This is a genomic window from Halorubrum sp. Ea1 (assembly GCF_002252965.1).
GTDB lineage: Archaea > Halobacteriota > Halobacteria > Halobacteriales > Haloferacaceae > Halorubrum.
The window spans coordinates 1-25,042 of sequence record NZ_NHPG01000030.1; the positions used below are offsets into that span (position 1 = coordinate 1).

Here is a 25,042-nt window from a genome sequence, read left to right on the forward strand (position 1 = left end):
GCCGCGCCGACGCCGCCGACGGCGGATACCACCCAGACCGCGGCGACCCAGACGACGGAGAGCATGAACAGCCCCTGGATCGTGTCCGTCCACGCGACCCCGCGCATCCCGGCGAGGACGACGTAGAGGATCATGAACGCCGTGATGAGCGCCGCGCCGCCCCAGTAGGGGACGACGCCGTTCGTGAGCCCGACGAGCGCCTCGCCGGCGCCCATCTGCTGGAGCATGACGTACGGGAACAGCCAGAGGAGGCTCACGCCGGCGACGAGCGCGCGGAGGCCCGTCGAGCCGAAGCGGTCGCCGAGCATCTCCCCGAGCGTCACGTAGCCGTTGCGGTTCCCGATCAGCCACTGCTTGTAGCCGATCGCGTACCACAGCACCGCGAACAGCACGCCGTCCAGCGTCCCCATCACGATCAGCCACTCCGGGCCGGCGGCGAACGCGAGGTTCGGACCGCCGAAGAAGGTGAACGCCGACAGCAGCGTGGCGAAGGTGGTGAAAAGCAGGACCACCGTCCCGATCGACCGGCTGGCCAGGTAGTAGTCCTCGGCCGTCGTCTCGGAGACGCGGTAGGCGACGAGGCCCACCGCGAGCGCGAGGAAGAGGTAGCCGACGACGATCCCGAGCGAGAGCCCGAGCGTCACGGCCGCTCACCCCCGGCGGCGGGGGCCCCCGCGTCGCCGCCCGCGGCCCGGTCGTCGCCGTCTCTGCCGGGGCGGAGCCCCATCCCGCGCTCCCACGCGCCGCTCCGAGCGAACCGGGAGAACAGGACCGTACACAGGCCGAGCCACGCGACGTGCCACCAGATCCACACCGGCAGCCCGGCGACGACGCGGTCGACGCCCCACAGCGGCCACGGCACCGCGAACGCGACGAGCAGTGCGAACGTCGGAATCCACACGATATCTCTCCGAGGTCTCCTCATGTCGAATCATAACTACTTTGAACGGATAAATCTTACCAAAAGAGTTCGATATTGGCTTTTGTAGAATATATTTCTTCAAAGGGCCTCGACGGAGGCGGGTGCGATAACTATTTTCGGCGACGCGCACAACAGCGCACGGGCGGCGACGCCGCCCGATCATCACCATTCACCATCATGAAAGACACAGAGAAATACCTGATACACGCCACCATCGCGGCGGACGGCGTCGTCGAGCGCAGCGACGTCGTCGGCGCGGTGTTCGGCCAGACGGAGGGGCTCCTCGGCGAGGAGCTGGACCTCCGCGACCTCCAGGAGTCGTCGCGGGTCGGCCGGATCGACGTCTCCGTCCAGTCCGAGAACGGGCAGTCGTTCGGCGAGGTCACCGTCGCGTCGAGCCTCGACAAAGTCGAGACGGCGATCCTCGCGGCGGCCTTGGAGACGATCGACCGCATCGGTCCCTGCCAGGCCTCCGTGGAGGTGACGAGCATCGAGGACGTGCGGGCGGCGAAGCGCCGCGAGGTCGTCGAGCGCGCCAAGGAGCTGATCGCCGGCGGCTTCGAGGAGACGAGCCTCGCGAGCGACGACATCCTCGAGGAGGTCCGCGAGGCCGCCCGCGTCGAGGGGATCGTCGACTACGAGGGGCTCCCGGCCGGCCCCCGCGTCGGCGACTCCGACGCCGTCATCGTCGTCGAGGGGCGCGCGGACGTGCTCACGCTGCTCGAGTGCGGAATTAAGAACGCGGTCGCCGTCGAGGGGACGAACGTCCCGGACGCGGTGGCCGAGCTCACCGCCGACCGGACCGTCACCGCCTTCCTCGACGGCGACCGCGGTGGCGAGCTCATCCTCCGCGAACTCGCGCAGGTGGGCGACGTCGACTACGTCGCGTTCGCGCCGCCCGGCGAGTCGGTCGAGGACCTCGACCGCAACGCCGTCTTCGAGTCGCTCCGCGGGAAGGTCCCGTACGACACCCTCGCCGACGAGCCCAACCTCCGCGAGGCGGCCGCGGACGACGAGGGTCCCGGGGACGTGGAACGCGAGAACGCCGGCGGTGCCGGGCGAGAGGGCGTCGGGGAGGACGACGCGGGTCGAGGGACCGGCGGCGACGCGGAGGACGGCGGGTCCGAGACGCCGGGCCCCGACGCCTCCGACCCCGGTTCGCCCGACCCCGAGGGTCCGGAGACCGACGGCGTCGTGGCCGGTGCGGCCAGCGACGAGACGGAGAGCGCCCTGGTCGAGGCCGTCGAGAAGCACCCCGCGACCGCGGGGGACGACGGGGGCGCCGACTCTGTCGAGGTCGACGTCGTCGACGCCGAGGCGACGGCCACCGAACCGGCGGACGACGGGTCCGCGGAGACGGCCGAAGCGGAGTCGGGGGCGGAGACCAGCGAGGGGTCGGGGACGAAACCCGGCGAGGAGCCGATGACGGAGACCGACGAGGAGCCGATGACGGAGACCGACGAGGGGTCGGGGACGGAGACCGACGAGGAGCCGGCCGAACCGTCAGACGACGCCCCCGTCGACGACGAGCCGCGATCGATCGAGGAGCACGTACAGGAGGTCGTCGACTCGGGGAGCGACCGCGCCCGCTTGCTCGGCGACGACCGCGGCGTCCTCGCGGAGGTCGACGCCGCCGACGCCTTCGACGCGGTCGAGGCGGCCGAGACGGCGCCGCACACGGTCGTCGTCGACGGCCGGATCGATCAGCGCCTCCTCGACGTGTCGGCCCAGCGCGGGGTCAGCGAACTGCTCGGCCGAGAGATCGGCGAGTTCGTGAAACGGCCCGTCGGGACCCGCGTGCTCACGGTCGGGGACCTCCGGGCCGGGAGCTGACAGCGCCGGGAGCTGGCGGCGCCGCGCGACGACCGTCCCGCGGGGTTCTCTCAGACCAGTCCGACGACGCCGAGCAGCGCGAACAGCGCGTCGCCGTACGTCAGCGCGACGACCAGCCCGACCGCCATCGGGACGACGAACGGCATGCCGGGCGACACCAGCACGCGGTCCTTCCGGGCGACGACCGCCAGTCCGCCGCGGAGCGTCTCGGCGTCGGTGCCGTACGCGCCGTGGTCGATCTCGGCGAGGAACCGCTCGGCGGCCCACGGGTCGTCGAACGCCGCCGGTCCGAGACCCGACTGCGAGGCGGCCTCGACGTCCGAGTCGGCCGCGGTCCCACCGTCGGTCAGGGGGCCGACGTGCGTCCCGCCGTCGGTCGGCTCGAACGTCTCGCCGACGCTCTCCGGGTCGCGGAGGCGGCCCGGGTCGGCGCGGACGTCGGCGAGCCGCAGTCCGCGCCACCGGAGGTACATCCGGAGCGCGTCCAGGTCCAGCCCGCTCCGGGTCTCCCCGTCGTCGTCCTCGAAGAGCCGACCGTGGCGGTCCGACAGCGACTCCGTCGCCACCGGGCGGGCGAGGAACATGTTCGCGGAGCGCTCGCCGCGCGCGAGGTTCACCGCGGCGAGGCCGAGGGGGTACGCGAGCCCGAGCAGCACCGTGTTCGTGAGGACCGTGAGCGAGAACACGCCGATCTGGGTCTCGACGAGCGGGAGTTCCGCGCCGGCGACGGCGTACTCCGGGAAGGTGGGAAAGATAATCGCGAGCGCGATCAGCGCCTTCGCGTCCGCCCCGCCGAACGCGCCGAGGAACCAGAACGCGTAGCCCAGCGGCGCGACGAACAGGAGGCTGATCGCGACCTGGACGGCGAACCGCGTCTCTTCTATCCCGGCGATCGGCCATATCGACGCCACCTCCCAGACCAACAGCAGCGCCCCGAACGCGTACAGCGGCGGCCAGATCCGGTTCGGGAGGCGTCGGGTCCGGACGTCCCGCAGCGCCGCCCACGCGAAGACGGGGACGACGAGCAGTCGCAGGAGGTCCGGCAGCGTGGCGACCATGTCTCCACGGCCGCCGCGGGCGTAATTAGGCGTTCGGGTTCGGGTATCGATATCGATAGCGGACCCGAGGGCGACGCGAAGTCAGTCGTCCGGTCGATCGGCGCGCCGATCGAACACCGCGAGCACCGTGTCCGGGTCCGACAGCCCCGGGACCCGGTGCTCCTCGTCGCGGAGTTCGATCACGACCGTCTCGGTGCCGAGCCGGCGGTCGAGCCACGTCCGTTCCACGCGCAAGCCGGTCTCATCCCACGACTCGACGCGCCACAGCGTCGCACCGAACAGGCGGTCGCGGGCGACGAGCGCGTCGTCGCCGGCGCGGTACGCGACGAGACCGTGCCGGAGCTCGTGGTCGACCGCGGCGAGAGAGAGCGGGACTGCGACGGCGACGACCGAGAGGACGGTGACGGTCGTCCAGTCGCCGCCGATCGCGAACAGCGCCGCGACGAACACGGGGACAGCGGCGAGCCACCACAGCCCCGGGTGGACGGAGACCGTCGCGAGCGCCCCGGCGAACCGCGAGCGCCGGGGAAGACGGACCGCATCGACCGGACCGTCGAGGGAGCTGTGGACCGAGTCGGTGGTCGGCGGGTCGTACGAGAACCCGAGGTCCAACGCCTGCGACTCGTCGAACGCGTCGAGCCGGTCGCGGTACAGCCCCGCGAGGTCGACGGCGGCCTTCAACCCGATCACGCCGAGCAGGAGGGGGAGGCCGACCGCGTCGGGATCGAGCGCCGATATCGGCGCGTCCCCGTCGAGCGTCGCCGCACCGACGAGCGCGACGGTGAACAGCGCGGCGAAGAACACGGCTCCGGCGTGGACGAACACGCCGCGAACGGCCGTCTGCGCGCTGTGGTCGCGGTACTCGCCGCCGGCGAAGTACTCGGCGAGCGTCGTCGCTCCCTCGCCGACGAAGACGGCGAGGACCGCGAGGGTCACGGTGTCGAGCGCGTCCGGCGAGAGGCCGCCGTCGGCGACGACGCCCACCGTGAGTCCCCCGACGAACAGCCAGACGGCACAGAGTATCGGAGCGATGACCGGGAGCACGAGCAGCGATGAGAGACGGATCTGAACTCCCGTGCGAGGGACGGAGAGCGCGGCGCGGCGGCTCGCGAGCGGCCCGGCGATCAGCGCGGTGCGCTCGATCTCGGACGGTCGGCCGGCGAACAGCGCGCGGACGAGGGCCCAGAGCGAGGCGATTCCGAGTTCGAACCAGTACAGCGTCATCAGCGCGGCCGCGTTCCAGCCGAGCGCGACGACGCCCGCGAGCGGGAGGAGATTCGAGACGAAGAGCGCGAGCGCCCTGAAGCGGCGACCCCGAGCGAGCGCGCTCAACGGACCGGAGCGAGCGGTAGAGGGCATTCCGATCGTCGATCTGTGTCCCGAGCCTAAAAACGGTCCGCGACGCTCACCGCGCCGGGCCGGCGTCGCGGTGGAGGTAGAGGTACGCGAGCACGGGGACGATGGTGAACGCGAGGGTCGCGACCGCCCAGAGGGGCGCGTAGCGGCTCCCGCGCTCCCTCGCGTCGCGGTAGATCCACGCCGCGGCGGCGACGACGACCCCGTAGACCACGAGCGTGAGCGGGAGCGACCACGGGAGGGCGACCCCGGAGAGGAGCGTCATGATACCCTGTTCGGCGGGCAACGCTTATAGTTCGCCCGTGAGGTCGGCCCGCATGACGAAGTCGGGCTCGCCGGCGACCGGCACCCGGTTCGCGCCGGTGTCGCTCACGTGCTCCACCGTCTCGGGGATCAGCACGCGCGCGGCGTCGGCGTCGACCGCGGCCGCGTCCGCGGCGATCGATTTATAAAGCGCGCCCGCCGCGTCGACGTCTCGCCAGGCGGCGGCGCCGTACACGGCGACGAGCTCGGGGGCGTCGTCCCCGTCGTCGCCCGGCCGCTCCGAGACGCGGGCGCGGACCGCGAACCCGGCGAGCGCGTCGGCGCCGGCGACCGCCAGGAGGCGGTCGTCGTCGGCCGCGACCCGGAGCCGCTCGCGAGTGAGTTCGGAACAGGCCCACGGCTCGCCGTCGTCGAGCGCGAGCCCGCCGAGGTGGTCGCGGGCGTCGCTGTCGGCCCAGAACGCCCACGCCGCGTTCGGGTCGGGGCCGTCGACGGCGCGGAGCCCGTCGGAGTCGGAGGCAGTCGCCGCGGTCTCCGGATCGCCGACGTCCGCCGCCGGCTCGGGCTCCGCGAACCGGAACTCCGTCGCCGGCTCGAAGCCGACCGCGCGCGACTGGCCGAGCCCGGCGATGTTCCACGAGAACACCATATTCCGGCAGACCGTCGCGCCGCGGTCGCGCGCCCAGTCGAGCGCGCCGGTCGAGAGGGCGGTCCCGACGCCGAAGCCGCGGGCGGCGGGGTCGACGCGGATCCCCTGTCCCCACGCCTCCCACTCGGTGAGCAGGGCGCCCCGGATGCAGCCGACGACGGCCTCCGGCTCGCCGGGGGCGGCGGCGCCCGCGCCGTCGCCCTCGATCACGGTGTCACCCGGATCGCGGTCGTCGTTCCCCGCGACCGCGTCGCTTCCGTCGATCGCCTCGGGCGGAAGCGTCGCGACGAAGGTGCCGCGGTCCGGGTCGTCGGCGGCGACCCACTCGGGGAACACCCGCGGGAGGTAGTCCTCGTGCCGCTCGCCCCACGTGTCCCGCGTGAACGCCGCGACCGCGTCGGCGTCGGCGGGGCGGGCCTCGCGGACGACGACGGTCGGTCCGGCGGGCGTCGAGCCGGGGGCGCGCGGCGGCTCCCCGTCCGACTCCGTCATCGCCAGGGCTGCGACTCCTCGGTGAGCTCGCCGGCGAGGTCGCGGGCCATCGCCTCGGCGGGGTCCGACAGGTTCGCGAGCGCCCACATGAGCTTCACCTTCGCGGTGCCGGGGAGGGTGTCGCCCGCCTCGACGACGCCCGCGTCGAGCAGGTCGCGGCCGGTGTCGTACACGCGGTCGCAGACGCGGCCGTCGAGGCACTGGCTCGTCATCGCGACGACGGTGCCGTCCTCGACCAGCTCCGCGATCCGCGGGACGAGGTCGGTGTGGACGTGGCCGAGACCAGTCCCCTCGATCACGACGCCGTCCTTGCCGTCGAGGTAGTCCCACGCGGCCGGGTCCATGCCCGGCGTGAACTTCGCGAGCTCCACGTCGCCGTCGAGGTCGGGCGCGAGGCCGGCCTCCGCGTCTCCGTCGCCCTCGCTCGCCTCACTCCCCCGCGGGAGCGGCTCTCGGTTCCACTCGATGGCGGCGTCGGCCGCGTCGCCCTCGGCGCCCGCCTCGGCCGCGGCCTCGTAGTCGATGACGCCGAGCGATCGGGCGCCGACCGTCTCGAAGGCGTCACGGCGAGAGGTGTGGTTCTTCCGGACGCGGGTGCCGCGGTGGAGCGCGCAGGCGTCGTCGGAGGGGCTCGCGTGCATGCAGACGAGCGTCTCCGCGTGGTCGGCCTTCGCGGCCTCGACCGCGCACACCGCGTTCATTACGTTGTCCGAGGAGGGGCGGTCCGCGGAGCGCTGGCTCCCGGTGAACACGACCGGAACGGGCGAGTCGAGCATGAAGGAGAGCGCGGAGGCGGAGTACTGCATCGTGTCGGTGCCGTGCATCACGACGACGCCGTCCGCGCCGGCCGCGACCTCCTCCGCGACCGCCTCGGCGAGCTCCCGCCAGATGGACGGCTCCATGTTCTCGGAGAGGATGTTGGCGACGACGCGCCCGCGGTAGTTCGCGCGGCCGGCCAGGTCGGGCACGGCCCGAAGCACGTCCTCGGCGTCGAACTGCGCGGTGACCGCGCCGGTCCGGTAGTCGACCGTAGAAGCGATCGTCCCGCCGGTCGAGATGAGCGACACCGTCGGCAGGTCGTCGTCGAAGGTGATCTCGGAGGCCTCGCCGCCGCCCGCGTCGGCCCCGTCGTCGACGTCGCGGGCGCCCGATTCGAGCACTTCGACGTCGGCCTCGTCGCGGTCGACGCCGACGTTGTACCCCCCGTCGAGCTTGACGACGAGGTGGTCGCGAGTCGTCGAGGGGAGCAGTACGCCCTCGTTCGTGACGTCCCCGCGCTCGACGCGGACGCGATCTCCCGGTTGCATACCACCCGCTTCCCCTGCGGCGGACTTGAATCCAACCGTTCGGCCGCGGCGACCGCTTCCGGGCGGCGACCGTTCCCAGGCCGGCGACGGCTCGCCCGCTTTTCACTCCCTCAGCCCCCTCCGCTCCCTCCGCTCCCTTAGCCCCAGGCTATAGTATTGCAAACAATCCACATGATTCAAAACATTCATATAGAATCGCTACCCTATAATTAACTGCATTCGAGGTGATGAGCAATGGCTCTGCCGACGCCGACCAGTTCGTGGACGCAGGGGTTCGACTTCCCGAACCGACTGTTCGAAACCGGTGGTAACGACTACGAACTGTACGAGGAGGAGGACGAGTTCGTCCTCTCCATAGAGCTCCCCGGGTTCGATCCCGAGGAGATCACGGCCTCGTGGGACGACGGCGTCCTCAACGTCGCCGCCGAACGCGAGGACGAACAGCGCGGCATGCGCCGGACCTACCACCGTCGGTTCCGCTTCCCGAAGACCGTCGACGAGGAGGCCATCGATGCCTCGTATCAGAACGGCATCCTCAGCGTTCGGCTGCCCGTCGTCGTCGACGCCGCGATGACCGGAACGGAGATCGAGATCGAGAGCTGACGCGGGCGTCTCGCCCGCTGGGACCGCTCGCGAATCGGTTCCCGTCCGGGGTCGGTACGCCTTTTACCGGTCGCGCAGACCGTGACGGCATGGACCGCGACGCGTTCGCCGCCAGCATCGACCACACCGTGCTCGGCCCGGAGACGACTTGGAGAGACGTCGAGGCAGTCCTCGCCGAGGCGGCCGACCACGGGATGAACGCCTGTATCCCGCCCTGCTACGTCGCAGAGGCGGCCGACTACGGGAACGCCCCGTCGACGATCGCGACCGTCGCGGGGTTCCCCCACGGTCAGCACGCGCCGGAGGCGAAGCGGGACGAGGCGGTCGGCGCGTGGGAGGACGGCGCCGACGAGATCGACCTGGTGATCAACGTCGGCCGCCTGAAGGCCGGCGAGGACGACGTCGTCGCCGCCGAGATCTCCGACGTGGTCGCCGCGGTGCCGGTCCCGGTGAAGGTGATCATCGAGACCGCGCTCCTGACCGACGACGAGAAGCGCCGCGCCTGCGAGGCCGCCGTCGAGGCCGACGCCGACATGGTGAAGACGTCGACGGGCTTCGCCGACGGCGGCGCGACCGTCGCCGACGTGGAACTGATGAGCGAGTACCTCCCGGTGAAGGCCTCCGGCGGCGTCGGCTCATACGAGGAGGCGAAAGCGATGCTCGACGCGGGCGCGGCGCGGATCGGCGCCTCCTCCGGCGTTGCGATCGTCGAAGGCCACCCCGAGAGCGGGGACTAGCGTTCGTCGGCCGACCGGTCTCGTCCGTCGCCGTCGGCGGCGAGGCCGTGTCCGGTTCGGTCGTCGCCGTCGGCGGCGAGGCCGTGTCCGGTTCGGTCGTCGCCGCCGACCCCGCCCTGCCCGGCGTTCTCGCCGTCCGTCTCGCTCTCGATATCGTCCGGGTCCACGTCGACCTCGAAGGCCGAGACGGACTCCGAGAGCGCCTCGGCCTGCTCCCGGAGCCGGTCGGCGTTTTCGGCGATCGTGGTGACGGTCGCCGTCTGCTGCTCGGCGGCGGCGGACACCTGCTCGGAGCCGGTGGCGACCTCCCCGCTCACCTCGGCGACGTCCTCCACCCCCTCGACCGCGCGCTGGGTCGACCGGGCCTGGTCCTCGGCGGCCTCGCTTATCTCCTGGACACCGTGATTCGTCTCCTCGACCGCGTCGACGACGGCCTCGAGGGACGACGACGCCTCGCGAACGGTGTCGGACCCCTCGTCGATCCGCGCGTTCGTCTCGCGGATGTCGTCGACTGTCTCGTCCGCCTCCCCGCGGACGGCGTCGATCTGCGACTCGATCTCGGCGGCCGCCTCCTGCGTCTCCTCCGCGAGGTCCTTGACCTCGTCGGCGACGACCGCGAAGCCCTCGCCGGCCTCGCCGGCGCGGGCGGCCTCGATGGAGGCGTTCAACGCGAGGATGTTCGTCTGCTCGGCCACGTCGGTGATGAACTCGACGACCTCGTCGATCTCGTCCATGCGGTCGTCGAGCGACTCCATCTGCTCGACCGCGGCCGCGGAGCGCTCCTCGATCGCGTCCATCTCGTCGAGCGCCTCCGCGGCGGCCTCGCGCCCGGTCGCGCCGCGTTCCGAGGCGGCCTCCGCGGTCTCCGCGACGGACGCGGCCGACGACGCGACCTCCTCGATGCTCGCGGAGAGGTCGCTCATTTCGCCGCTCACCGCGTCGAGCCGCTCGTCCTGTCTGACCGCCCCGTCGGCGATCTCCTGGATCTGCTCGCTGACGGTCCCGCTCGCGGTCTCGACCTCGTCGGCGCCGGTCGCGAGCTCCGCGCTCGCGTCGTCGACCTCGGCGGCGAAGGCGGCGACCCGCGCGGTGGTCCGTTCCAGCTGGGACACCATGTCGTTGAACTCCTCGGCGATCTCCCGCATCGCGTCGCGGTCCGCGTCGGGGTCCATCCGCCGGGTGAGATCGCCGTCCGCGACCGCTCCCATCACCTCGCTGTAGTCGGCCGCGCGGGTTTCCATGTCCCAGGTGACGGCCTCGGCCTCCTCGCGAGCCGCCTCCGCCTCGTCTGCCGCGGTCTCGGCCTCGGCGATCCGCTCGCGGAGCGCGTCCCGCATCTCGCCGAAGCTCGTGAACAGGCGACCGATCTCGTCGATCCGGCCGGTCGTCAGGTCGACGTCGAGGTCGCCCGACTCGATGCGCTCGGCGCGGTCTCGCAGCCGCGCGAGGGGGACGACCGTCCGGCTACCGAGCACGGCCCCGACGATACCCAGCGACGCGAGCGTGAGGAGGAGCAGCAGCAGCACCGAGTCCCCCACGTCGTTCCGGACGGCGAAGGCCGTCGACTGGTCGACGCTCGTGACCGCCACCCAGTCCGTGTCGGGGACCGACGCGTACGCGTGGACCTGGCCGTCGCCGATCCGCGTCGCGGTCGTTGCGTTCCCCTCTCGGACCGTCTCGACGGCGTCGGCGTGTTCGCCCTCGTCGACCGTGCCGTCGATGTCGAGGACGGTCTGCCCGGCGGCGTTGAGGATCATCGTCTCCTCGCCGGTGTCGGTGTTCTGGATCCGTTCGAGCTGCGGCTGGATGCGAGTCACCACGACGAGGTACCGACCGTCGGCCCGCGGCACGGAGCTGGCGAACGCCATCACCGGCCGGTCGTTGAGCACGGGCGACCGGTACGAGCGAGCCGACCGCCAGACGCGGTCGTCGCTCCCGACGCCCTCCGGGACGTCGGCGTCGCTCCACGGCGCGTCGAGGTCGCTCGGGGCGCGGCCCTCCAACGGCTGTTCCGTGCTTGCGACGACTCGGTCTTCCCCCGAGTCGACGAGGTGGATGCTGACGATGTCGTCGGAGAGCAGCTCGTCTTTCAACAGGATGTACGCCGGCGCGCGCCGGTCCGACCGGAGCGCGTCGGCCGCCGACATCGATCGGGTCTCCGTGCTCATCCGCTCGGTCCACGAGCCGATCGCGTCGGCCTGTAGGCCGCCGGTCTCGGCCAGTTGGGTCGTCGCGTCGGCCTCCACGGTCTCTCCGGTCTGGAGGTAAGTGAACGCGCCGCCCGCGACGACGACCGCCGCCACGACGAGGAACGCGAGCGCGAACTTGGCGGCGTACCGTCGCCGGACCGCGTCTGGAAGGACCCGACTCGCCGCCCGCGCCAGCCGGTCGATGACTCCGGGAGCCATCAGTTCAACTCCTCCGGGTCCGAGGGGACCGACAGGTCGCCGGCGACGATCCGGTCGCCGGACGCGGCGATTGCGGCGCGCACGTCGTCCGGGATCACCGGCCCGAGCGACGTGCCGTACACGAGCGCGACGCCGTCCTCGGCGAGGCCGAGCGCGGCCGTCTCACCCGTGCCGAGGTCGCCGTCGATGGTCCGTTCGGCGGCGTCGTAAACGGCGGTACCGACGCGTTTCACCATCGACGCGAGGATCACGTCCGCGTACCGCGGGTTGCTCCGCGACTGGTCGGAGTCGACGCCGATCGCGTACCGGCCGTACTCCTGTGCGGCCTGAAACACGCCGAGGCCGCTCCCGCCGGCCGCGTGATACACCACGTCGGCGCCCTGATCGTACATCTCCGCTGCGGCGGCGTACCCGCTCTCGGGGTCGTCGAATGCGCCGACGTACGTGGCGAGCGTCGACGCGTCCGCGGCCGCGTGGTCGACGCCGGCGCGGTAGCCGGCCTCGAACTTGCGCACGAGGTCCGACTCGACGCCGCCGACGAAGCCGACGGTCCGTTCGTCGGGAACGGTGGATCCCGCCCCGACCGACACGTCGCGGCCCGTCACCAGCCCGGCGAGGTGACCCGCCTGAAACGACCCCTCGTGTTCGCGGAACACGTAGCTCGCCACGTTGTCGCGGTCGACGGCGGAGTCGATGATCGCGTACCGCTGGTCCGGATGCTCGCTCGCGACCGCCGAGAGGCCGTCCGCCTGGAGGAACCCGACACAACAGATCAGGTCGTAATCGGGGTCGTTCGACTCCGACAGCGACGCCTGCTTGCTCCGAAGCTCCGGGAACGCGCTCGGCTCCTCGTTCGCGAACGCCACGTCGTGGTCGAGGCGCGCGCGTTGGATCCCCCTGTTGGCGGCGTCGTTGAACGATCGGTCGTCGAGTCCGCCGAGCGCGTAGATCATGCCGACCGTCGCGCTGGCGTCGCTCGCGTCGCCGATCGCCGATTCGTCGGCCGTCGTCGCCGCGTTCGTTCCGTCTCCGGCCGAAGTCGAACCGTCGCCGGGGTCGCCGCCCAGACACCCGGCGAGGCCGCCGGCCGCCGCGGCGCCGACTCCGGCGACGACCCGGCGACGTGAGACTGTCGTCAGCGATCGCGTATGCGTCATCTGATCTGGCGTCGACGGATCGGAGGGAAAACAGCTGCGCGTAAATTATCGACGATGATAGTAACTATTGACGAGGGATCGCGAGTCCGTCCGACGCGCCGCGACCCGAATCCGGCCCGTCCACGCATTCTCCGGGCGTGGGAACGCCCTCGTACCCATTTACCTATCGAGTCAGTATCAGGTGGTATGAGTCATTCGACCGGACCCGAATCGCGTGGTTTAGACCTCGACACGGCCTTCAAGGCGTTTGGCGCGGTGGGGATCCTCATCGCTATCGCCCTCACCGTCCTGGTATTCGCGCTGACGAACCCGTTCGGCGGCTACGTCGACGTCTCGCCGGCCGTGTACGGGAGCCTGCTTTCGACGGGCCTGCTCGCCGCCGTCGGCTACGCGACCTACGCGCTGCGGCGTCGCTGAGCGGTCGCCGAACGCTCCGGCCGAGAGGCCGACCGAGGCGGATCGTATCGACGCCCGTGCGGATCCGGCACGGGGCGGTCGGTCGCACGGCACGCTCCTGAGACGTAGTTGTGCGCGTACTATACAACAGCATTCAGCACCCGCCGCGGACGCGGCCGACGGCTCGTCCGCGGCGTGCGGCGCGCGGCGAGGTCACACCGACCGCGGCGGCGGCACGAGGAAGACGTTGCCCGTCGCCCGGGCGACCACTTCCTCGGAGACGCTGCCGAGCAGCAGTCGGCGCAGCCGGCTGCGACCCCGTGAGCCGATCATCAGCGTGCTCGGGTCGTGCTCCGCCTCTGCGGCGAGGATCTCGTCCGCGGGGTCGCCGCGGCGGATCTCCGTGCGGGCGTCGAGCTCCAGCTCGTCCAGCCGGTCGGCGAGGTCGCCGAGGCGGTCCTGCGGGTCGGCGCCCTCGCCCGTGTCGTCTTTCGGCGACTCGACGTGGACCAGCGTGACCTCCTTCGTCGCGTGCCGGAGGTACTCGAACGACCGAAACGCGCGCTCGGCGTTCTCAGAGAAGTCCGTCGCGAACAGCGTTCGCTTGAACAGGTGTCGGCGGACCGTCTCGGGCTCCTCGACGCCGCGCTCGATGCGGTCGACGATGAGCGGCACGACCGTCGTGCGGGCGAGGTTGCGCGCGGTCGACCCGATCACGCGGTTCTCGAGCGGGCTCTTCCCGCGCGAACCGACCATTATCAGGTCGGCGTTCACGGAGCCCGCGACCCCGTTGATCCGTCGGTGCGGCGTCCCGCGGACGACGTGCGTCTCGACGTCGAACCCGGCGTCTTCGACCGTCGAACTGTAGCGGCGAAGCGCCTCCTTCCGGCGCTTCTCGAACCCCATCCCTGGCATCCCCGAGTGGACGTTGGAGGGCACGACCGTCACGAGGTGGATCCGGTCGACGCCGATCTGTTCGAGGCAGTTCAGCCCGGTCTCCGACTGGATCATCGACTCGCTCGCCGTCGAGAGGTCCGTCGCGAGCACCGCCGACTTCCCGGTCATCGTCCCCACCCCGGCAGAACCGTCGCGCGACGGTTATCAATATTTCTCATACTGTACAATACTGTTGCTCGCATTATAAAACGCTCGGTCGGTTCCGATCCGGGCGATCCGGCGCGAACGGCGTGCGGTGCGCCCCGAGTCCTGAAGTATAACGGCCCGGAGAGCGAACCGGTGTCCATGAGCGACGAGTCGATCGAGGCCGCGGTCGAGCGGTTCCTCGACGAGACCGAGTCCGCGCTGAACGACTACGATCAGGGGTACGCCGACGCCGACGCGACGCTGTCGGTGGTCCGGACCCGCATCGACGAACTGGCCGCCGCCGCCGACGAGTCCGACGGAGCGGAGCCGCCCGAAGGTGGAGAGTAGCCGACGAAGGAGGGAAGAGTAGCCGACGAGGGAGGGGAGAGGAGAGAAGAGCCGCCGGGACGAGGAGCGACCGACTACGGTCGCGCGCCGATCAGCTCCCGGACGCGGGCCACGTGCTCCCCGAAGGCCGGGTCGCCGCGCTCTCGGGGCCGATCGACGCCGACGTCGACGACCTCGGCGACGCGGCCCGGCTCGGCGGCCATCACGACGATCCGGTCGGCGAGCGTCACCGCCTCGGCGACGTCGTGAGTGACGAACAGGACCGTCTTTCCGGTCGAGGCCCACACGTCGAGCAGTTCCCGCTGGAGCATCTCCCGCGTCTGCGCGTCCACCGCGCCGAACGGCTCGTCCATCAGGAGCAGTTCCGGGTCCACGGCGAGCGCCCGCGCGATGGCGACGCGCTGTTTCATGCCGCCCGAGAGCGACTTCGGGTACGACTCCCGGAACTCCGAGAGCCCGACGAGTTCGAGCATCTCGTCGACCCGACTCGCGCGCTCCGCCTCGGACCGGTCGCTCCGTTCGAGCCCGTAGCCGACGTTCTCCTCGACCGTGAGCCACGGGAACAGGTGGTACTCCTGGAAGACGACCCCCATGTCCGTCGTCGGCCCGGTGACCGGGGCGCCGGCGAGGCGGACCTGCCCGTCGGTGGCCCCGGTGAGCCCGGCGATGATCCGGAACAGCGTCGTCTTCCCGCAGCCGGACGGGCCGACGAGACAGACGAACTCGCCGCCGTCGACCCCGAAGGAGACGTCGTCGAGCGCCCGGACCGGGTTCCCGTCGCCGTCGTACGTCTTGCCGACGCCGTCGACGACGACGCCGGACTCTCCGGCGATCGCGCCCGTGCGGTCGTCGCCCGTGGTCGGCCCCTCGTTCACGCCCGCCACACTAACACCCTCCGTTGGACCGCGCGGAACGCCACGTCGACGAGGAGGTACATCAGGCTCAACACGAGGATGTACGCGATCACGGTGTCGACGAGCAGGTTGTTGCTCGCGCGCAGGATCTCGCGGCCGACGCCCGGCACGCCGAATATCTCGGAGGCCACCACGAGCATCCAGCAGCGTCCGAGCCCGGTCCGGATCCCGGTGAGGATCCCCGGCAGCGAGGCCGGGAGGACGATCGACCGGACCATGTCGAGGTCGCCGCGGACCCCGAGCGTGCGGCCCACGTCGAGCAGGTCCTCCGAGACCCCCTCGACGGCCTCGTACGCCGCGTAGTAGTTGATCCAGAACGCGCCGACCGCGATGATGAAGGCCGCGCCGGCGTCGTTGATCCCGAACCACGCGATCGCGAAGCCGATCAGCGCGAGCGGCGGGACCGGCCGGAGCGTCCTGACGAGCGGGGCGGTCACGTCGTCGAGGAGCCCGTTCCACGAGAACGCGACGCCGGCGGCGACGCCGAGTCCGGTGCCGACTATCGTCCCCGGGATCCAGTGTCGGACACTCGACCACAGCGCGGTCGTCATCGTGCCGGAGGCGAGCTCCTCGGCGAACGCGTCCCCGACCGCCGCCGGCGACGGCAGCACGTACGCCGGCTGGGTGAGCGAGACGAGGTGCCAGACGACCAGGAACCCGACGACGCCGGCCGCGCCGCGGAGGAGCCGGCGCGGGTCGTCGAGGCCGAGGCCGATGCGCAGTTCGTTCCCGTCGAACCGGCTGCCGGTGTCGGTCGCCATCAGAGCGAGTCGTAGACATCGAAGTCGAAGATCGTCTCGTTCGACAGCTGTTCGTCGATCTGCCCGTTGTTCGCGGCGAACTCGGAGAACACCGGGGTCGCCTCGACGATCTCGCGGGGGTCGGTGACGAAGTTCGACAGCGGCGAGTCGAGCGCGCGTCGGGCGCGGTCGGCCGGCATCCCGATCCCCGACTCGACGTGTCCGGCGGTCGCGTCCGGGTTCTCACCGATGAACTCGGTGGCGCGGACGTGCTGCTCGACGAACTGCGCGGCCAGCGGCGACTCGCGGACGGCGTCGCTCATCAGCGTGACCGCCGCGGGCTGGCCGGGGAGGATCTGCGCGGCCGTCCGGAGCATCGTCACGGACGACCCCTCCGCCTGCGCGATCGTCGGCACCGGCTCCATGATGGAGGTACCGTCGATCTCGCCGTTGGCGATCGCCTGCCAGACCGCGCTGGCCCCGTTGATCTCGATGATCTCGACGTGCTCGTTCGACTCGGGATCGACGTCGTTCTCTTGGAGCCAGTAGCGGAGCAGCACGTCCGGGACGCTCCCCTGCGGGAAGGTGCCGAAGCGGAAGGGGCCGCCGTTCTCCTCGGCCCAGGTCGCGAACGCGTCGCCGCCCTCCGCCTCGAAGGGCTCGTGGAACGACTCCGCGGTCATGATCCCCATCGGCTCGCGGATGTTCGCGGCCGTCACCTGCGCGGGGATGTCGCGGTCGATGACGATCATCGCCGGCACGATCCCGAACATGGCGACGTCGATGTCGCCGCCGCCGAACGCCTGCACGATCGCCGGGCCGTCGGTGAACTCCTTCCCGGTGACCTCGGCGTCGATCTCGGAGAAGTACCCCTCGCCCTCCATCACGTACCACTGGAGGTCGGGGTATATCGGCATGTGTGCGACCGTCAGCTCGTCGAGTCCGCCGCCGCCGCCGAGACAGCCGGCGAGCCCGAGCGTCGCGGAGGAGCCCGCGGCGGCGAGGAAGGACCGACGCGAGGTCGGCGCGCGTGTTCCGTGCATACGGTATAAACGGGCTCCCCGGGCAACACCCCCGCGTCACCAGCAACGAAGGCGTATTCCGATGACGGTCGAGAGTCGGTCGAAACGGAGAATATGGACGTTTGATGAGTTATGACACGCACATAGTCGAAAGAGACCTCTCACAGGTCGACGCAATATTTACTGCGGGGCGCGGCCACGCGGCGCATCCGCCGCCGTTTATGCGGTCGGCCGTCAATTGCGGCGCATGGTCTCGGAGATATTCGACCCCGACGCGTGGGAGCGGGTGACCGACGAGTTCGACGACGTCACCTATCACCGCGGCGTCGACGTCCCGGTCGTCCGGATCGCGTTCGACCGCCCCGAGGTCCGGAACGCGTTCCGACCGGGCACCGTCGACGAACTGTACGCCGCGCTCGACCACGCGCGCAAGCAGGCGGACGTCGGCTGCGTCCTCCTCACCGGCAACGGCCCCTCGGAGGAGGACGGCGGCTGGGCGTTCTGCTCCGGCGGCGACCAGTCGGTACGGGGCGGCTCCGGCTACGAGTACCGCGACGGCGACGAGGCCGGCGACGAGGACGACCCGCTCGTCAAGGAGGCGCGCGCCGGGCGACTCCACATCCTGGAGGTCCAGCGGCTGATCCGGTTCATGCCGAAGCCGGTCGTCGCGGTCGTCCCCGGCTGGGCGGTCGGCGGCGGGCACTCGCTACACGTCGTCTGCGACCTGACGCTCGCCAGCGACGAGCACGCGAAGTTCCTCCAGACCGACCCCGACGTGGCCTCCTTCGACGGCGGGTTCGGCTCCGCCTACCTCGCGAAGCAGATCGGCCAGAAGAAGGCCCGCGAGGTGTTCTTCCGCGGGAAGACCTACTCCGCCGAGGAGGCCGCGGACATGGGGATGGTCAACGAGGCGATCCCGCACGAGGAGCTGGAGGAGGCGGCGCTGGAGTGGGCCGACGAGATGACGAGGAAGTCGCCGACCGCGATGCGCATGCTGAAGTACGCGTTCAACATGACCGACGACGGCATGGTCGGCCAGCAGGTGTTCGCCGGCGAGGCGACCCGGCTGGCGTACATGACCGACGAGGCGCAGGAGGGGAGAGACGCCTTCCTCGAGAAGCGCGAGCCCGAGTTCCGCGAGCACCCCTGGCACTACTGAAGCCCGCCGCGGTCGTTTATAAGCGTGAAGCGCCCACGAAGCCGCATGGAGAAGGTAAGCCTCGCGGACGCGTTCGAGTCCATCGACGAGCGGTGGAACCCGCACCTCGCCGGCGAGCTGAACGGACAGGCGGTGAAGCTGGCGAAGGCCGAGGGCGAGTTCGTCTGGCACAGCCACGCCGACGCCGACGAGCTGTTCCTCGTCACGGAGGGGCGGCTCCGGATCGAGTTCCGCGGCGACGACGACGCGGTCCTAGAGGCCGGCGAACTGATCGTCGTCCCCCGCGGGACCGAACACCGCCCGGTCGCCGAGCCGGAGGCGCACATACTGCTTTTCGAGCCGGCCGGCACGCGGAACACGGGCGACGTGGAGAGCGAACTGACCAGAGAGGAGCCAGAGCGCGTCGATGGCTGACGCGGGCGCTACTCCTCGGGCAGCCACGCCGGTCGAGTCACTGTCGCGTTCCCGAACTCGGTGACCTCGTACGCGGTCCGGAGGGAGAAATCGTCGTTCCCCCTCGTGACGTCGTACGCCGCGATGTACCCCGCCTCGGTGACGACGACGTGCCCGCTCGCGTCGTCCGCCGGAACGTCGCCGGGGTCTTCGATACCGGTCACGTTGTACCTGACGGCCGTCCGCCCCTCGACGGTGACCGTCTCGGTGGCGTCGAGTTCGAGCGCCGTCAGCGGCCGTCGGACCCCGTCGTGAAAAGCCACCTCGGCCGGGGTCCAGTTCTCGCCGGGGTTCCGAGTCAGCTCCTCCGTCGCCGGGTCGTACGCGAACACGCCCTCGGCGCTGAGGTAGTGGCGCAGGGTGCGGCCGAACTCCGTGTCCGACCACCGTATCGAGACGGTGTCGTTCCCGGCGTCGAAGGTCCGCACGACCGTTCGGTTGGCGTCACCGTCGGCGGTGACCATGCGACTGCGGCGGGAGGTGTTGCGAAGCGTCTCGTCGTGCGTTCGCAGCGCGACGGAGAGGTCCGCGATCCCATCCTGTGACCACCCGGACGGGTACGAGAAGCTCTCCACCGTCGATTCCGGGCCCGACGCCTGTCCGTCCGTGACGGGCAGGGCCGTACAGCCGGCCGCGAGGACGAGCGCGACCAGTGCCATCGCTCGGAGGGAGCGTCGAGGCGGGGAGGCCATACCGACAGTGGCCGGCGTTCGGTGAAGACGTTTGTGGCCGCTTCGCGCCGGACGAGGGCTCGGGCCCGCCGGACTCAGTGGAAGCCGCGGTCGACGTCGTCCTCGTCGATCAGATCCTCCAGCTCCGAGGAGAGGAGCTCCTCGGCCTCGTCGAACGTGTCGGAGAGCTCATCGAGCTCGTCCGGTCGGCCGTCGAACCGGTAGTCCATCGGCCCGAACGCCGGCGAGTCGATCGCCTCCATCACGTCCTCGAATAGGTGGTCGGGGTCCGTCGGCGCCTCGGCGTGGACCTTTAGCGTCTCGCGCAGCCGCGTCGCGACGTCCTTCGCCGCCTCCTCGTCCTCCGGCGGCGACCGGACCGCGAACCGGCCGTCAGACCCCTCGTTCGGGAGGAGGGGGTCGAGCTCGTCGTCGACCTTGCGGGCCACCCGCGCGCCGACGCCGCGGAGGTCGCGCGGGTTCTTCGCGTACGTCTTGAGGTGGTAGACGCCGACGGTCGGGTGGCCGAAGTAGAGGTCCTCGCCGAGCCCCTCGCGCCGGGAGCCGGCGACGGCCCGCCAGCCGTCCGGATCGGTCGAGTCGCTCGCGACGTCGGCGAGGATGTCGTCCCAGTCTCGTACGCGCATGTCGGCGTAACGTAGCGGGGAGAGCCGCATGAGCGTGTCGGTCGCGGCGGGGAGCGAGCCGGGCGGCGTTCGCCCCGGGCGGCCGACCGCGACGGCACCGATCCCCCCACCGACAGCGTTTTTCGAGCCCGCTCCCGATGACGGCCGTGAACGTTCGGGGGCCGATCCTCTCCGTCGGAGAGACGCGGACGGTGTCGACGTCGTACGGGGACCGGGAGCTCCGCGAGCTCCGGATCCGGCCCGAGCGCGGCGCGGCCGACCCGGTCGACGTGACGCTGTGGGGGAAGTGGGCGGAGACAGCGGAACACGCCGAGACGGGCATGGAGCTGCTCGTCACCGACGCCGAGGAGGACGAGTTCGGCGGCGAGGTCGGGTACGCGACCACGGGCGACTCGTGGGTCGTGCTCGAGCCCGACTTCCTCGTCGACGTGACCGGGATCCGCTCGTGGGTGCAGTGCCCGCGGATGTACTATTTAAATAAGCTCTCGGGGATCCCGCTCAACTACCCCGTGGTCAAGGGGACCGTCGTCCACGAGGTGTTCGGCGACCTGCTGCGCGGGATGGACCTGGAGGCGTCGGTCGCGGACCGCGTCGAGGAGGCCGGCCTCGAACTCGGGCTGTTGGGCTACGAGCCCGAGGAGGTCGCCGACGAGGTGCGCCGGAACGCGGCGGCGATCGAGGGGTGGCTCGCGCAGGGGACGCTCTCGGACGAGGACACGTGGCGGTCGGAGTTCACCCTCATCTCGTCGACGTTCGGCCTGAAGGGGCGCGCCGACGCGCTCCGCCGCGGGACCCCCGTGGAGCTGAAGACCGGGAAGAACACCAAGCGCGAGCCCCGCTTCCACGACAAGATCCAGGCGGCCTGCTACGCCCTCATGCTGGAGGAGCGCGGCGTCGACCCCGACATCGGGACCCTCCTGTACACGAAGAACACCGCCCTCGACCGCAACGAGGAGTCTGGCGACCTCGCGCCCGCCAAGGAGTTCTCGGTGGGGCGGGGCCTGCTGGAGTTCGTCGTCCGCGAGCGCAACGCCCTCGCGGCGATGGAGTGGCGCGCGCTCAACGACCCCGGCGAGCGCCCGACCGTTCCCACGGGGTACGAGGCCGACGCCAAGTGCCAGTACTGCTTCGAGCAGGACACCTGCATGGTCGTCTCCGGCCGCCTCGACCAAGAGTCGAAGGCGGGGTCGGTCGGGAATCCGGTCCCCGACGAGGAGCGCGACTACTTCGACCGCTTCTACGTCGCCTTGGAGGAGGAGCGCCGCGAGACCCACGCCGAGTACCGGAAGCTGTGGGAGCAGACGCCCGCGGAGCGCGCCGCCGACGACCGCGCGCTCATCGATCTGGAGCCGGTCTCGCAGACGGAGATCGACGACGCCCGGTGGGAGCTCCGCGCTCGGAAGCCCGGCGACGCCGTCTCGAAGCTCCGCGAGGGCGACGTGGCGCTCGCGAGCGACGGCGACCCGGTCGGGGGACACGCCGAGCTCGGCCGCATCACCGAACTGGGCGACGAGGTCGTCGTCGAGACCGACGAGCCGGTGGAGCTCCGGCGGCTCGACGTCTACCCCTCCGAGATCTCGGTCGACCGCTCGCTCACCGCGCTCCACGACGCGATCTTAAAAGGGAGCGATCGGCGGAAAGACGTCCTGTTCGAGCGGCGCGAGCCCGAGTTCCGGGCGGAGAGCGAGCGACCGGCCGGAACGCCCGGAGGCGACGACCCGAACGCCCCCGACGCCTACATCGGAAACAACGCGGCCCAGAACGAGGCCGTCGAGCTCGCCGTCGACGCCGAGGACTGCGCGCTGATCCACGGCCCGCCGGGCACCGGGAAGACGTACACCATCGCCCGGACGATCCGCGCGCTCGTCGAGGAGGGCAACCGGGTGCTGCTCTCGGCGTTCACCAACCGCGCGGTCGACAACGCGCTGGAGGCGCTCCGCGATCAGGGGTTCGGCGACGTGCTCCGCGTCGGCACCGAGACCGGCGTCCGCGGCGACATGCAGGACGTGCGCCTCGTCCAGCGCGGCGACCCGAACGCGAAGGCCGCCGAGCTGCGGGACGCGCCCGTCGTCGCCGCCACCACCGCGGCCTGCGGCTCCCGCGTGATGCGCGAGTGCGAGTTCGACGTCGCCCTCGTCGACGAGGCCTCCCAGCTCACGGAGCCGGGAACCCACGCCGCGATCAACCTCGCGGACCGGTTCGTCCTCGTCGGCGACCACGAGCAGCTCCCGCCCGTCGTCCGCGCCGAGAACGACCTCCGGACGTCGCTCTTCCAGCGTCTCATCGAGGCGTACCCCGACGCGAGCGTCATGCTCGACCGCCAGTACCGGATGAGCCAGCGCATTCAGGCGTTCGCCTCCGCGGAGTTCTACGACGGCGCGCTCCGCCCGGCGACCCCCGAAGTCGCGGGTCAGACCCTCCGCGACCTCGGCGTCGACCCCGCGGTACTCCCGGACGGGCTCGCGGGGGGCGTCGCCTTCGTCGACCCCGACGGGACCCGCGACGGCAACCGGAACGTCCGGGAGGCCGAGCGCGTCGCCGAGGTCGTCGACGCCTACCTCGCCGCCGGCGTCGCCCCCGACGAGATCGGCGTCATCGCCCCCTTCCGCGCGCAGGTCGCTGAGATCGGCAAGCGGACCCCCGTCACGGTCGACACTGTCGACCGCTTCCAGGGCTCCTCGAAGGAGGTGATCGTCGTCTCGCTGGTCGCGACGGGCGACCTCGACGGGCCGATATTCGAGGACCACCGCCGCATGAACGTCGCGCTCACGCGGGCCAAAAAGCAGCTGACCTTGGTCGGCGACGCCGGCGCGCTCGCCTCGGAGCCGTTCTACGAGCGGCTGTTGAACTGGGCGCGGCGGTAGGCGGTCGCCGGCCCGACCCGCCGCCGGTCGGCCCTACTCCTCGCTCGCGTCGGGCTCCGCCTCCGTGACGATCCCCGGCTCCTTGCTGGCGATGACGACGATCCGGTCGGTGAGGTCCTCGATCGTGTTCGCCAGCTCGTCCAGCAGGATCGCCAGCTCGCGGTAGACGAGCGGGTCCTCGATCGCGTCGTCGGCGAAGGCGGTCGCGACGGCGTCGTTGCGAAGCTCGTCGCATTCGCTCTCGAGCCCGCGGATCGCCTCGACCCCCTCCGTGAGCGTCGCGGTGGCGTCGCTCCGGGCGAGCCCGCGGACGAACCCCTCCACCACGTCGCCGAGCACCACGGTCATCTCGGCGATGCGGCTCGCCATCTCGCGCATGTCCCGGAAGGGGTCGACGTCCGCCGCCGGTTGCATCATGACGACCTCCTGGACGATCCGCTCGGTGTGGTTCGCGACGACGTCGAGCTCGTTGTAGAAGTCGAGCAGCGCCGACTCGTTGAAGTTGATCCGCGTGTTGAGCAGTCCGACATCGTCCGGGCCGGCGTTCGTGATGATCCCGGTGATCTCGCGGACCAGCTCGTCGCACTCGCTCTCGATGGCGGCGATCTCGCCGACCGTCTCGCGGTACGGACCGTCGTTCGCGTACTCGTCGAGGGCGCGCGGGAGGAGCGCGACGCAGTCGTCGATCCGGTCGAGATACGTCCCGGTGCGTGACTCCAACCGTTCTCCGAAGTCGGCGTCGGTGGGCATGCCTCGACCCACGCGCGTCGGGAGTAAAGAGGTTCCCTCGCGTTTCGTCGATCGTGAGGATTTCGTCGGCGGTTCCCGGGGGTCGACCGTCCAGTTCTCCCTACAGCCCATCGACCGCGTCGAGCGCGGCCTCGATGTCCGGGACGTCGAACCACTCCCGGTCGGTGTAGGCGTTCGTCCCGGCCGCGTACAGCTCGGAGACCGCGTCGACGACGGCCGAGGGGAGGGGTTCGGGGTCGCGCTCGCAGAGCTCGCGCCAGTCGTCGATCTCGCGGCCCGCGACCGCCGCCTTCGCCTCCTTCACGGCCTCGACCCACTCCGGGTCGTTCGCCCGGTACCACTGCCGGACGACCTCCTTCGAGACCCCGCGGCCCCCGTACGAGAAGCGGTTCTCGTCGAACGTGCCGACCACGTCGGCGACGCGGAGCTCGCCGTCGGCGTACAGGCACTCGATCTTCCCGTCCTCGTGGGCGAAGCCGACGGCGTCGGCGCGCTCGGTGACGACGCGGTTCACGTCGAGCGCGAGCGACTCGAGGGCGTCGACATCGGCGGCGCCCGCGATCCGGTCGGCCTCGGCGCGGCTCAGGTAGCGGTCCTGCTCCTCGTACTTCGTGGAGAACTCCACGACCGGCTCCGGCAGGTCGACCGGCTCGTCGGGCCACTCGTCGGCGGCGATATCGGGGTCCGCGTCGAGGCCGAAGTCGGCGGGGTCGGCGCGCCGTCGCAGGCTGGAGCCGATCGGGACGCGGTTCCGGAAGACGACCTCCAGCGGGACGAGGTAGTTCCCGCCGCCCGCGGCGCGGAAGGCGTCGTAGTCGTAGCCGGCCTCGGGCCCTTCGTACGGCAGGTCGGGGACCTGCGTCAGGTCGATCGCCATCTCCGTCGGCGGGGCGGTCGCGTCGGCGAGGGCGACGGTCTCGCCCGTCTCGGCGTCCGCGACCCCGCGGTAGTGAGTCGGGAGGCCCTCGGCCTCCAGCAGCTCGAAGTTGAACGCGCCCATCGCGCAGAGGCTCGCGCCCTTCCGCGGGATCGCGTCGGGCATCTGGCCCCAGTCGAACACCGAGTACGCGTCCGTGAAGACGAACCGACCCCGCCCGAGCGAGTCGGCGGTCGCGGGCTCGTCGACGCGGAACTCCTTGACGCTCGTCATACCACACTCGGCGACCGCCTCCCCAATGAATCTTTCACTTACGTGGTCACCTCCCGGGT

The 25,042-nt window shown here is 71.1% G+C and carries 24 protein-coding genes and 1 pseudogene; 8 read left to right on the top strand and 17 right to left on the bottom strand.

Annotated features, from left to right (window positions below):
* Positions 1–644: pseudogene (locus DJ73_RS04560) on the bottom strand (sodium:solute symporter family protein); the annotation flags it as partial.
* Positions 641–925: a hypothetical protein gene (locus DJ73_RS04565; protein WP_094557395.1), complete on the bottom strand. Its 285-nt coding sequence runs from the start codon at positions 923–925 to the stop codon at positions 641–643. The gene DJ73_RS04565 and the pseudogene DJ73_RS04560, both read right to left, overlap by 4 nt.
* A 174-nt stretch (positions 926–1,099) precedes the next feature.
* Between DJ73_RS04565 and dnaG the strand changes: the two genes are divergently transcribed.
* Positions 1,100–2,755 carry a DNA primase DnaG gene (gene dnaG / locus DJ73_RS04570; protein WP_094557396.1) on the top strand — a complete coding sequence of 552 codons (1,656 nt, stop codon included), beginning with the start codon at positions 1,100–1,102 and terminating at the stop codon, positions 2,753–2,755.
* Between the two features lie 50 nt (positions 2,756–2,805).
* Here dnaG and DJ73_RS04575 read toward each other — a convergent pair whose 3' ends face one another.
* The 5 genes from DJ73_RS04575 to gatD all read right to left on the bottom strand — a co-directional run bounded on the left by DJ73_RS04575 (position 2,806) and on the right by gatD (position 7,881).
* The gene (locus DJ73_RS04575; RefSeq protein WP_094557397.1) at positions 2,806–3,813 is read right to left on the bottom strand and encodes an A24 family peptidase; all 1,008 of its coding nucleotides are present in this window, start codon (positions 3,811–3,813) and stop codon (positions 2,806–2,808) included.
* A gap of 81 nt (positions 3,814–3,894) precedes the next feature.
* A complete protein-coding gene (locus DJ73_RS04580; RefSeq protein ID WP_094557398.1) occupies positions 3,895–5,172 on the bottom strand; it encodes a DUF6498-containing protein in 1,278 nt (425 codons plus the stop codon).
* Between the two features lie 46 nt (positions 5,173–5,218).
* Entirely contained in the window at positions 5,219–5,434 is a 216-nt protein-coding gene (locus DJ73_RS04585) for a hypothetical protein (RefSeq protein ID WP_094523515.1), read from the bottom strand.
* A gap of 24 nt (positions 5,435–5,458) precedes the next feature.
* A complete protein-coding gene (locus DJ73_RS04590; RefSeq protein ID WP_094557399.1) occupies positions 5,459–6,574 on the bottom strand; it encodes a GNAT family N-acetyltransferase in 1,116 nt (371 codons plus the stop codon).
* On the bottom strand, positions 6,571–7,881 hold the full coding sequence (gatD, locus tag DJ73_RS04595) for a Glu-tRNA(Gln) amidotransferase subunit GatD (RefSeq protein WP_094523511.1): 1,311 nt from the start codon (positions 7,879–7,881) through the stop codon (positions 6,571–6,573). Before gatD ends, DJ73_RS04590 begins: the two co-directional genes overlap by 4 nt.
* Before the next feature lie 234 nt (positions 7,882–8,115).
* Here gatD and DJ73_RS04600 point away from each other — a divergent pair, with 234 nt between their 5' ends.
* Together DJ73_RS04600 and deoC are read left to right on the top strand one after the other, a co-directional pair.
* Positions 8,116–8,484 carry an Hsp20/alpha crystallin family protein gene (locus DJ73_RS04600; RefSeq protein WP_170938243.1) on the top strand — a complete coding sequence of 123 codons (369 nt, stop codon included), beginning with the start codon at positions 8,116–8,118 and terminating at the stop codon, positions 8,482–8,484.
* A gap of 89 nt (positions 8,485–8,573) precedes the next feature.
* Positions 8,574–9,221 carry a deoxyribose-phosphate aldolase gene (deoC, locus tag DJ73_RS04605; RefSeq protein ID WP_094523509.1) on the top strand — a complete coding sequence of 216 codons (648 nt, stop codon included), beginning with the start codon at positions 8,574–8,576 and terminating at the stop codon, positions 9,219–9,221.
* Here the strand turns inward: deoC and DJ73_RS04610 are convergent.
* Together DJ73_RS04610 and DJ73_RS04615 are read right to left on the bottom strand one after the other, a co-directional pair.
* The gene (locus DJ73_RS04610) at positions 9,218–11,629 is read right to left on the bottom strand and encodes a methyl-accepting chemotaxis protein (protein WP_094557400.1); all 2,412 of its coding nucleotides are present in this window, start codon (positions 11,627–11,629) and stop codon (positions 9,218–9,220) included. The two genes, deoC and DJ73_RS04610, sit on opposite strands and share 4 nt — an antisense overlap.
* A complete protein-coding gene (locus DJ73_RS04615) occupies positions 11,629–12,786 on the bottom strand; it encodes a BMP family protein (RefSeq protein WP_094557401.1) in 1,158 nt (385 codons plus the stop codon). Before DJ73_RS04615 ends, DJ73_RS04610 begins: the two co-directional genes overlap by 1 nt.
* 186 nt (positions 12,787–12,972) lie before the next feature.
* Between DJ73_RS04615 and DJ73_RS04620 the strand changes: the two genes are divergently transcribed.
* Positions 12,973–13,203, top strand: coding sequence for a hypothetical protein (locus DJ73_RS04620; RefSeq protein WP_094523503.1), 231 nt, complete (start codon positions 12,973–12,975; stop codon positions 13,201–13,203).
* 192 nt (positions 13,204–13,395) lie between these two features.
* Here the strand turns inward: DJ73_RS04620 and DJ73_RS04625 are convergent, their stop codons facing one another.
* Entirely contained in the window at positions 13,396–14,247 is an 852-nt protein-coding gene (locus DJ73_RS04625; RefSeq protein ID WP_094557415.1) for a universal stress protein, read from the bottom strand.
* A 177-nt stretch (positions 14,248–14,424) separates the two neighbouring features.
* On the opposite strand from DJ73_RS04625, the gene DJ73_RS04630 reads away from it, so the two are divergent.
* Entirely contained in the window at positions 14,425–14,613 is a 189-nt protein-coding gene (locus DJ73_RS04630) for a hypothetical protein (protein ID WP_094523501.1), read from the top strand.
* 74 nt (positions 14,614–14,687) lie between these two features.
* On the opposite strand, the gene DJ73_RS04635 is transcribed toward DJ73_RS04630, so the two are convergent.
* The 3 genes from DJ73_RS04635 to DJ73_RS04645 are packed head-to-tail and all read right to left on the bottom strand — an operon-like array spanning position 14,688 to position 17,310.
* On the bottom strand, positions 14,688–15,497 hold the full coding sequence (locus DJ73_RS04635; RefSeq protein WP_094557402.1) for an ABC transporter ATP-binding protein: 810 nt from the start codon (positions 15,495–15,497) through the stop codon (positions 14,688–14,690).
* Positions 15,485–16,288 (bottom strand): ABC transporter permease, encoded by an 804-nt coding sequence (locus DJ73_RS04640; RefSeq protein ID WP_094523497.1) that lies wholly within the window; start codon positions 16,286–16,288, stop codon positions 15,485–15,487. Before DJ73_RS04640 ends, DJ73_RS04635 begins: the two co-directional genes overlap by 13 nt.
* Positions 16,288–17,310, bottom strand: coding sequence for an ABC transporter substrate-binding protein (locus tag DJ73_RS04645; protein WP_094557403.1), 1,023 nt, complete (start codon positions 17,308–17,310; stop codon positions 16,288–16,290). Before DJ73_RS04645 ends, DJ73_RS04640 begins: the two co-directional genes overlap by 1 nt.
* 226 nt (positions 17,311–17,536) lie before the next feature.
* Here DJ73_RS04645 and DJ73_RS04650 point away from each other — a divergent pair, with 226 nt between their 5' ends.
* Positions 17,537–18,448, top strand: a complete 912-nt coding sequence (locus DJ73_RS04650) for a 1,4-dihydroxy-2-naphthoyl-CoA synthase (RefSeq protein WP_094557404.1) — start codon at positions 17,537–17,539, stop codon at positions 18,446–18,448.
* Positions 18,449–18,493: 45 nt separating this feature from the next.
* Positions 18,494–18,862 (top strand): cupin domain-containing protein, encoded by a 369-nt coding sequence (locus DJ73_RS04655; protein ID WP_094523491.1) that lies wholly within the window; start codon positions 18,494–18,496, stop codon positions 18,860–18,862.
* Between the two features lie 8 nt (positions 18,863–18,870).
* On the opposite strand, the gene DJ73_RS04660 is transcribed toward DJ73_RS04655, so the two are convergent.
* On the bottom strand, positions 18,871–19,593 hold the full coding sequence (locus DJ73_RS04660) for a hypothetical protein (RefSeq protein ID WP_094523489.1): 723 nt from the start codon (positions 19,591–19,593) through the stop codon (positions 18,871–18,873).
* A 74-nt stretch (positions 19,594–19,667) separates the two neighbouring features.
* The gene (locus DJ73_RS04665) at positions 19,668–20,219 is read right to left on the bottom strand and encodes a hypothetical protein (RefSeq protein WP_094523487.1); all 552 of its coding nucleotides are present in this window, start codon (positions 20,217–20,219) and stop codon (positions 19,668–19,670) included.
* A gap of 146 nt (positions 20,220–20,365) precedes the next feature.
* On the opposite strand from DJ73_RS04665, the gene DJ73_RS04670 reads away from it, so the two are divergent.
* Complete coding sequence (locus DJ73_RS04670; protein WP_094557416.1) at positions 20,366–23,083, top strand: AAA domain-containing protein; 2,718 nt, start codon at positions 20,366–20,368, stop codon at positions 23,081–23,083.
* Positions 23,084–23,116: 33 nt separating this feature from the next.
* Here DJ73_RS04670 and DJ73_RS04675 read toward each other — a convergent pair whose 3' ends face one another.
* Both DJ73_RS04675 and DJ73_RS04680 read right to left on the bottom strand, forming a co-directional pair.
* Positions 23,117–23,833 (bottom strand): DUF47 domain-containing protein, encoded by a 717-nt coding sequence (locus DJ73_RS04675; RefSeq protein ID WP_094557405.1) that lies wholly within the window; start codon positions 23,831–23,833, stop codon positions 23,117–23,119.
* A gap of 100 nt (positions 23,834–23,933) precedes the next feature.
* Positions 23,934–24,983 carry a phosphoribosylaminoimidazolesuccinocarboxamide synthase gene (locus DJ73_RS04680; RefSeq protein ID WP_094523483.1) on the bottom strand — a complete coding sequence of 350 codons (1,050 nt, stop codon included), beginning with the start codon at positions 24,981–24,983 and terminating at the stop codon, positions 23,934–23,936.
* Between the last annotated feature and the right edge of the window lie 59 nt (positions 24,984–25,042).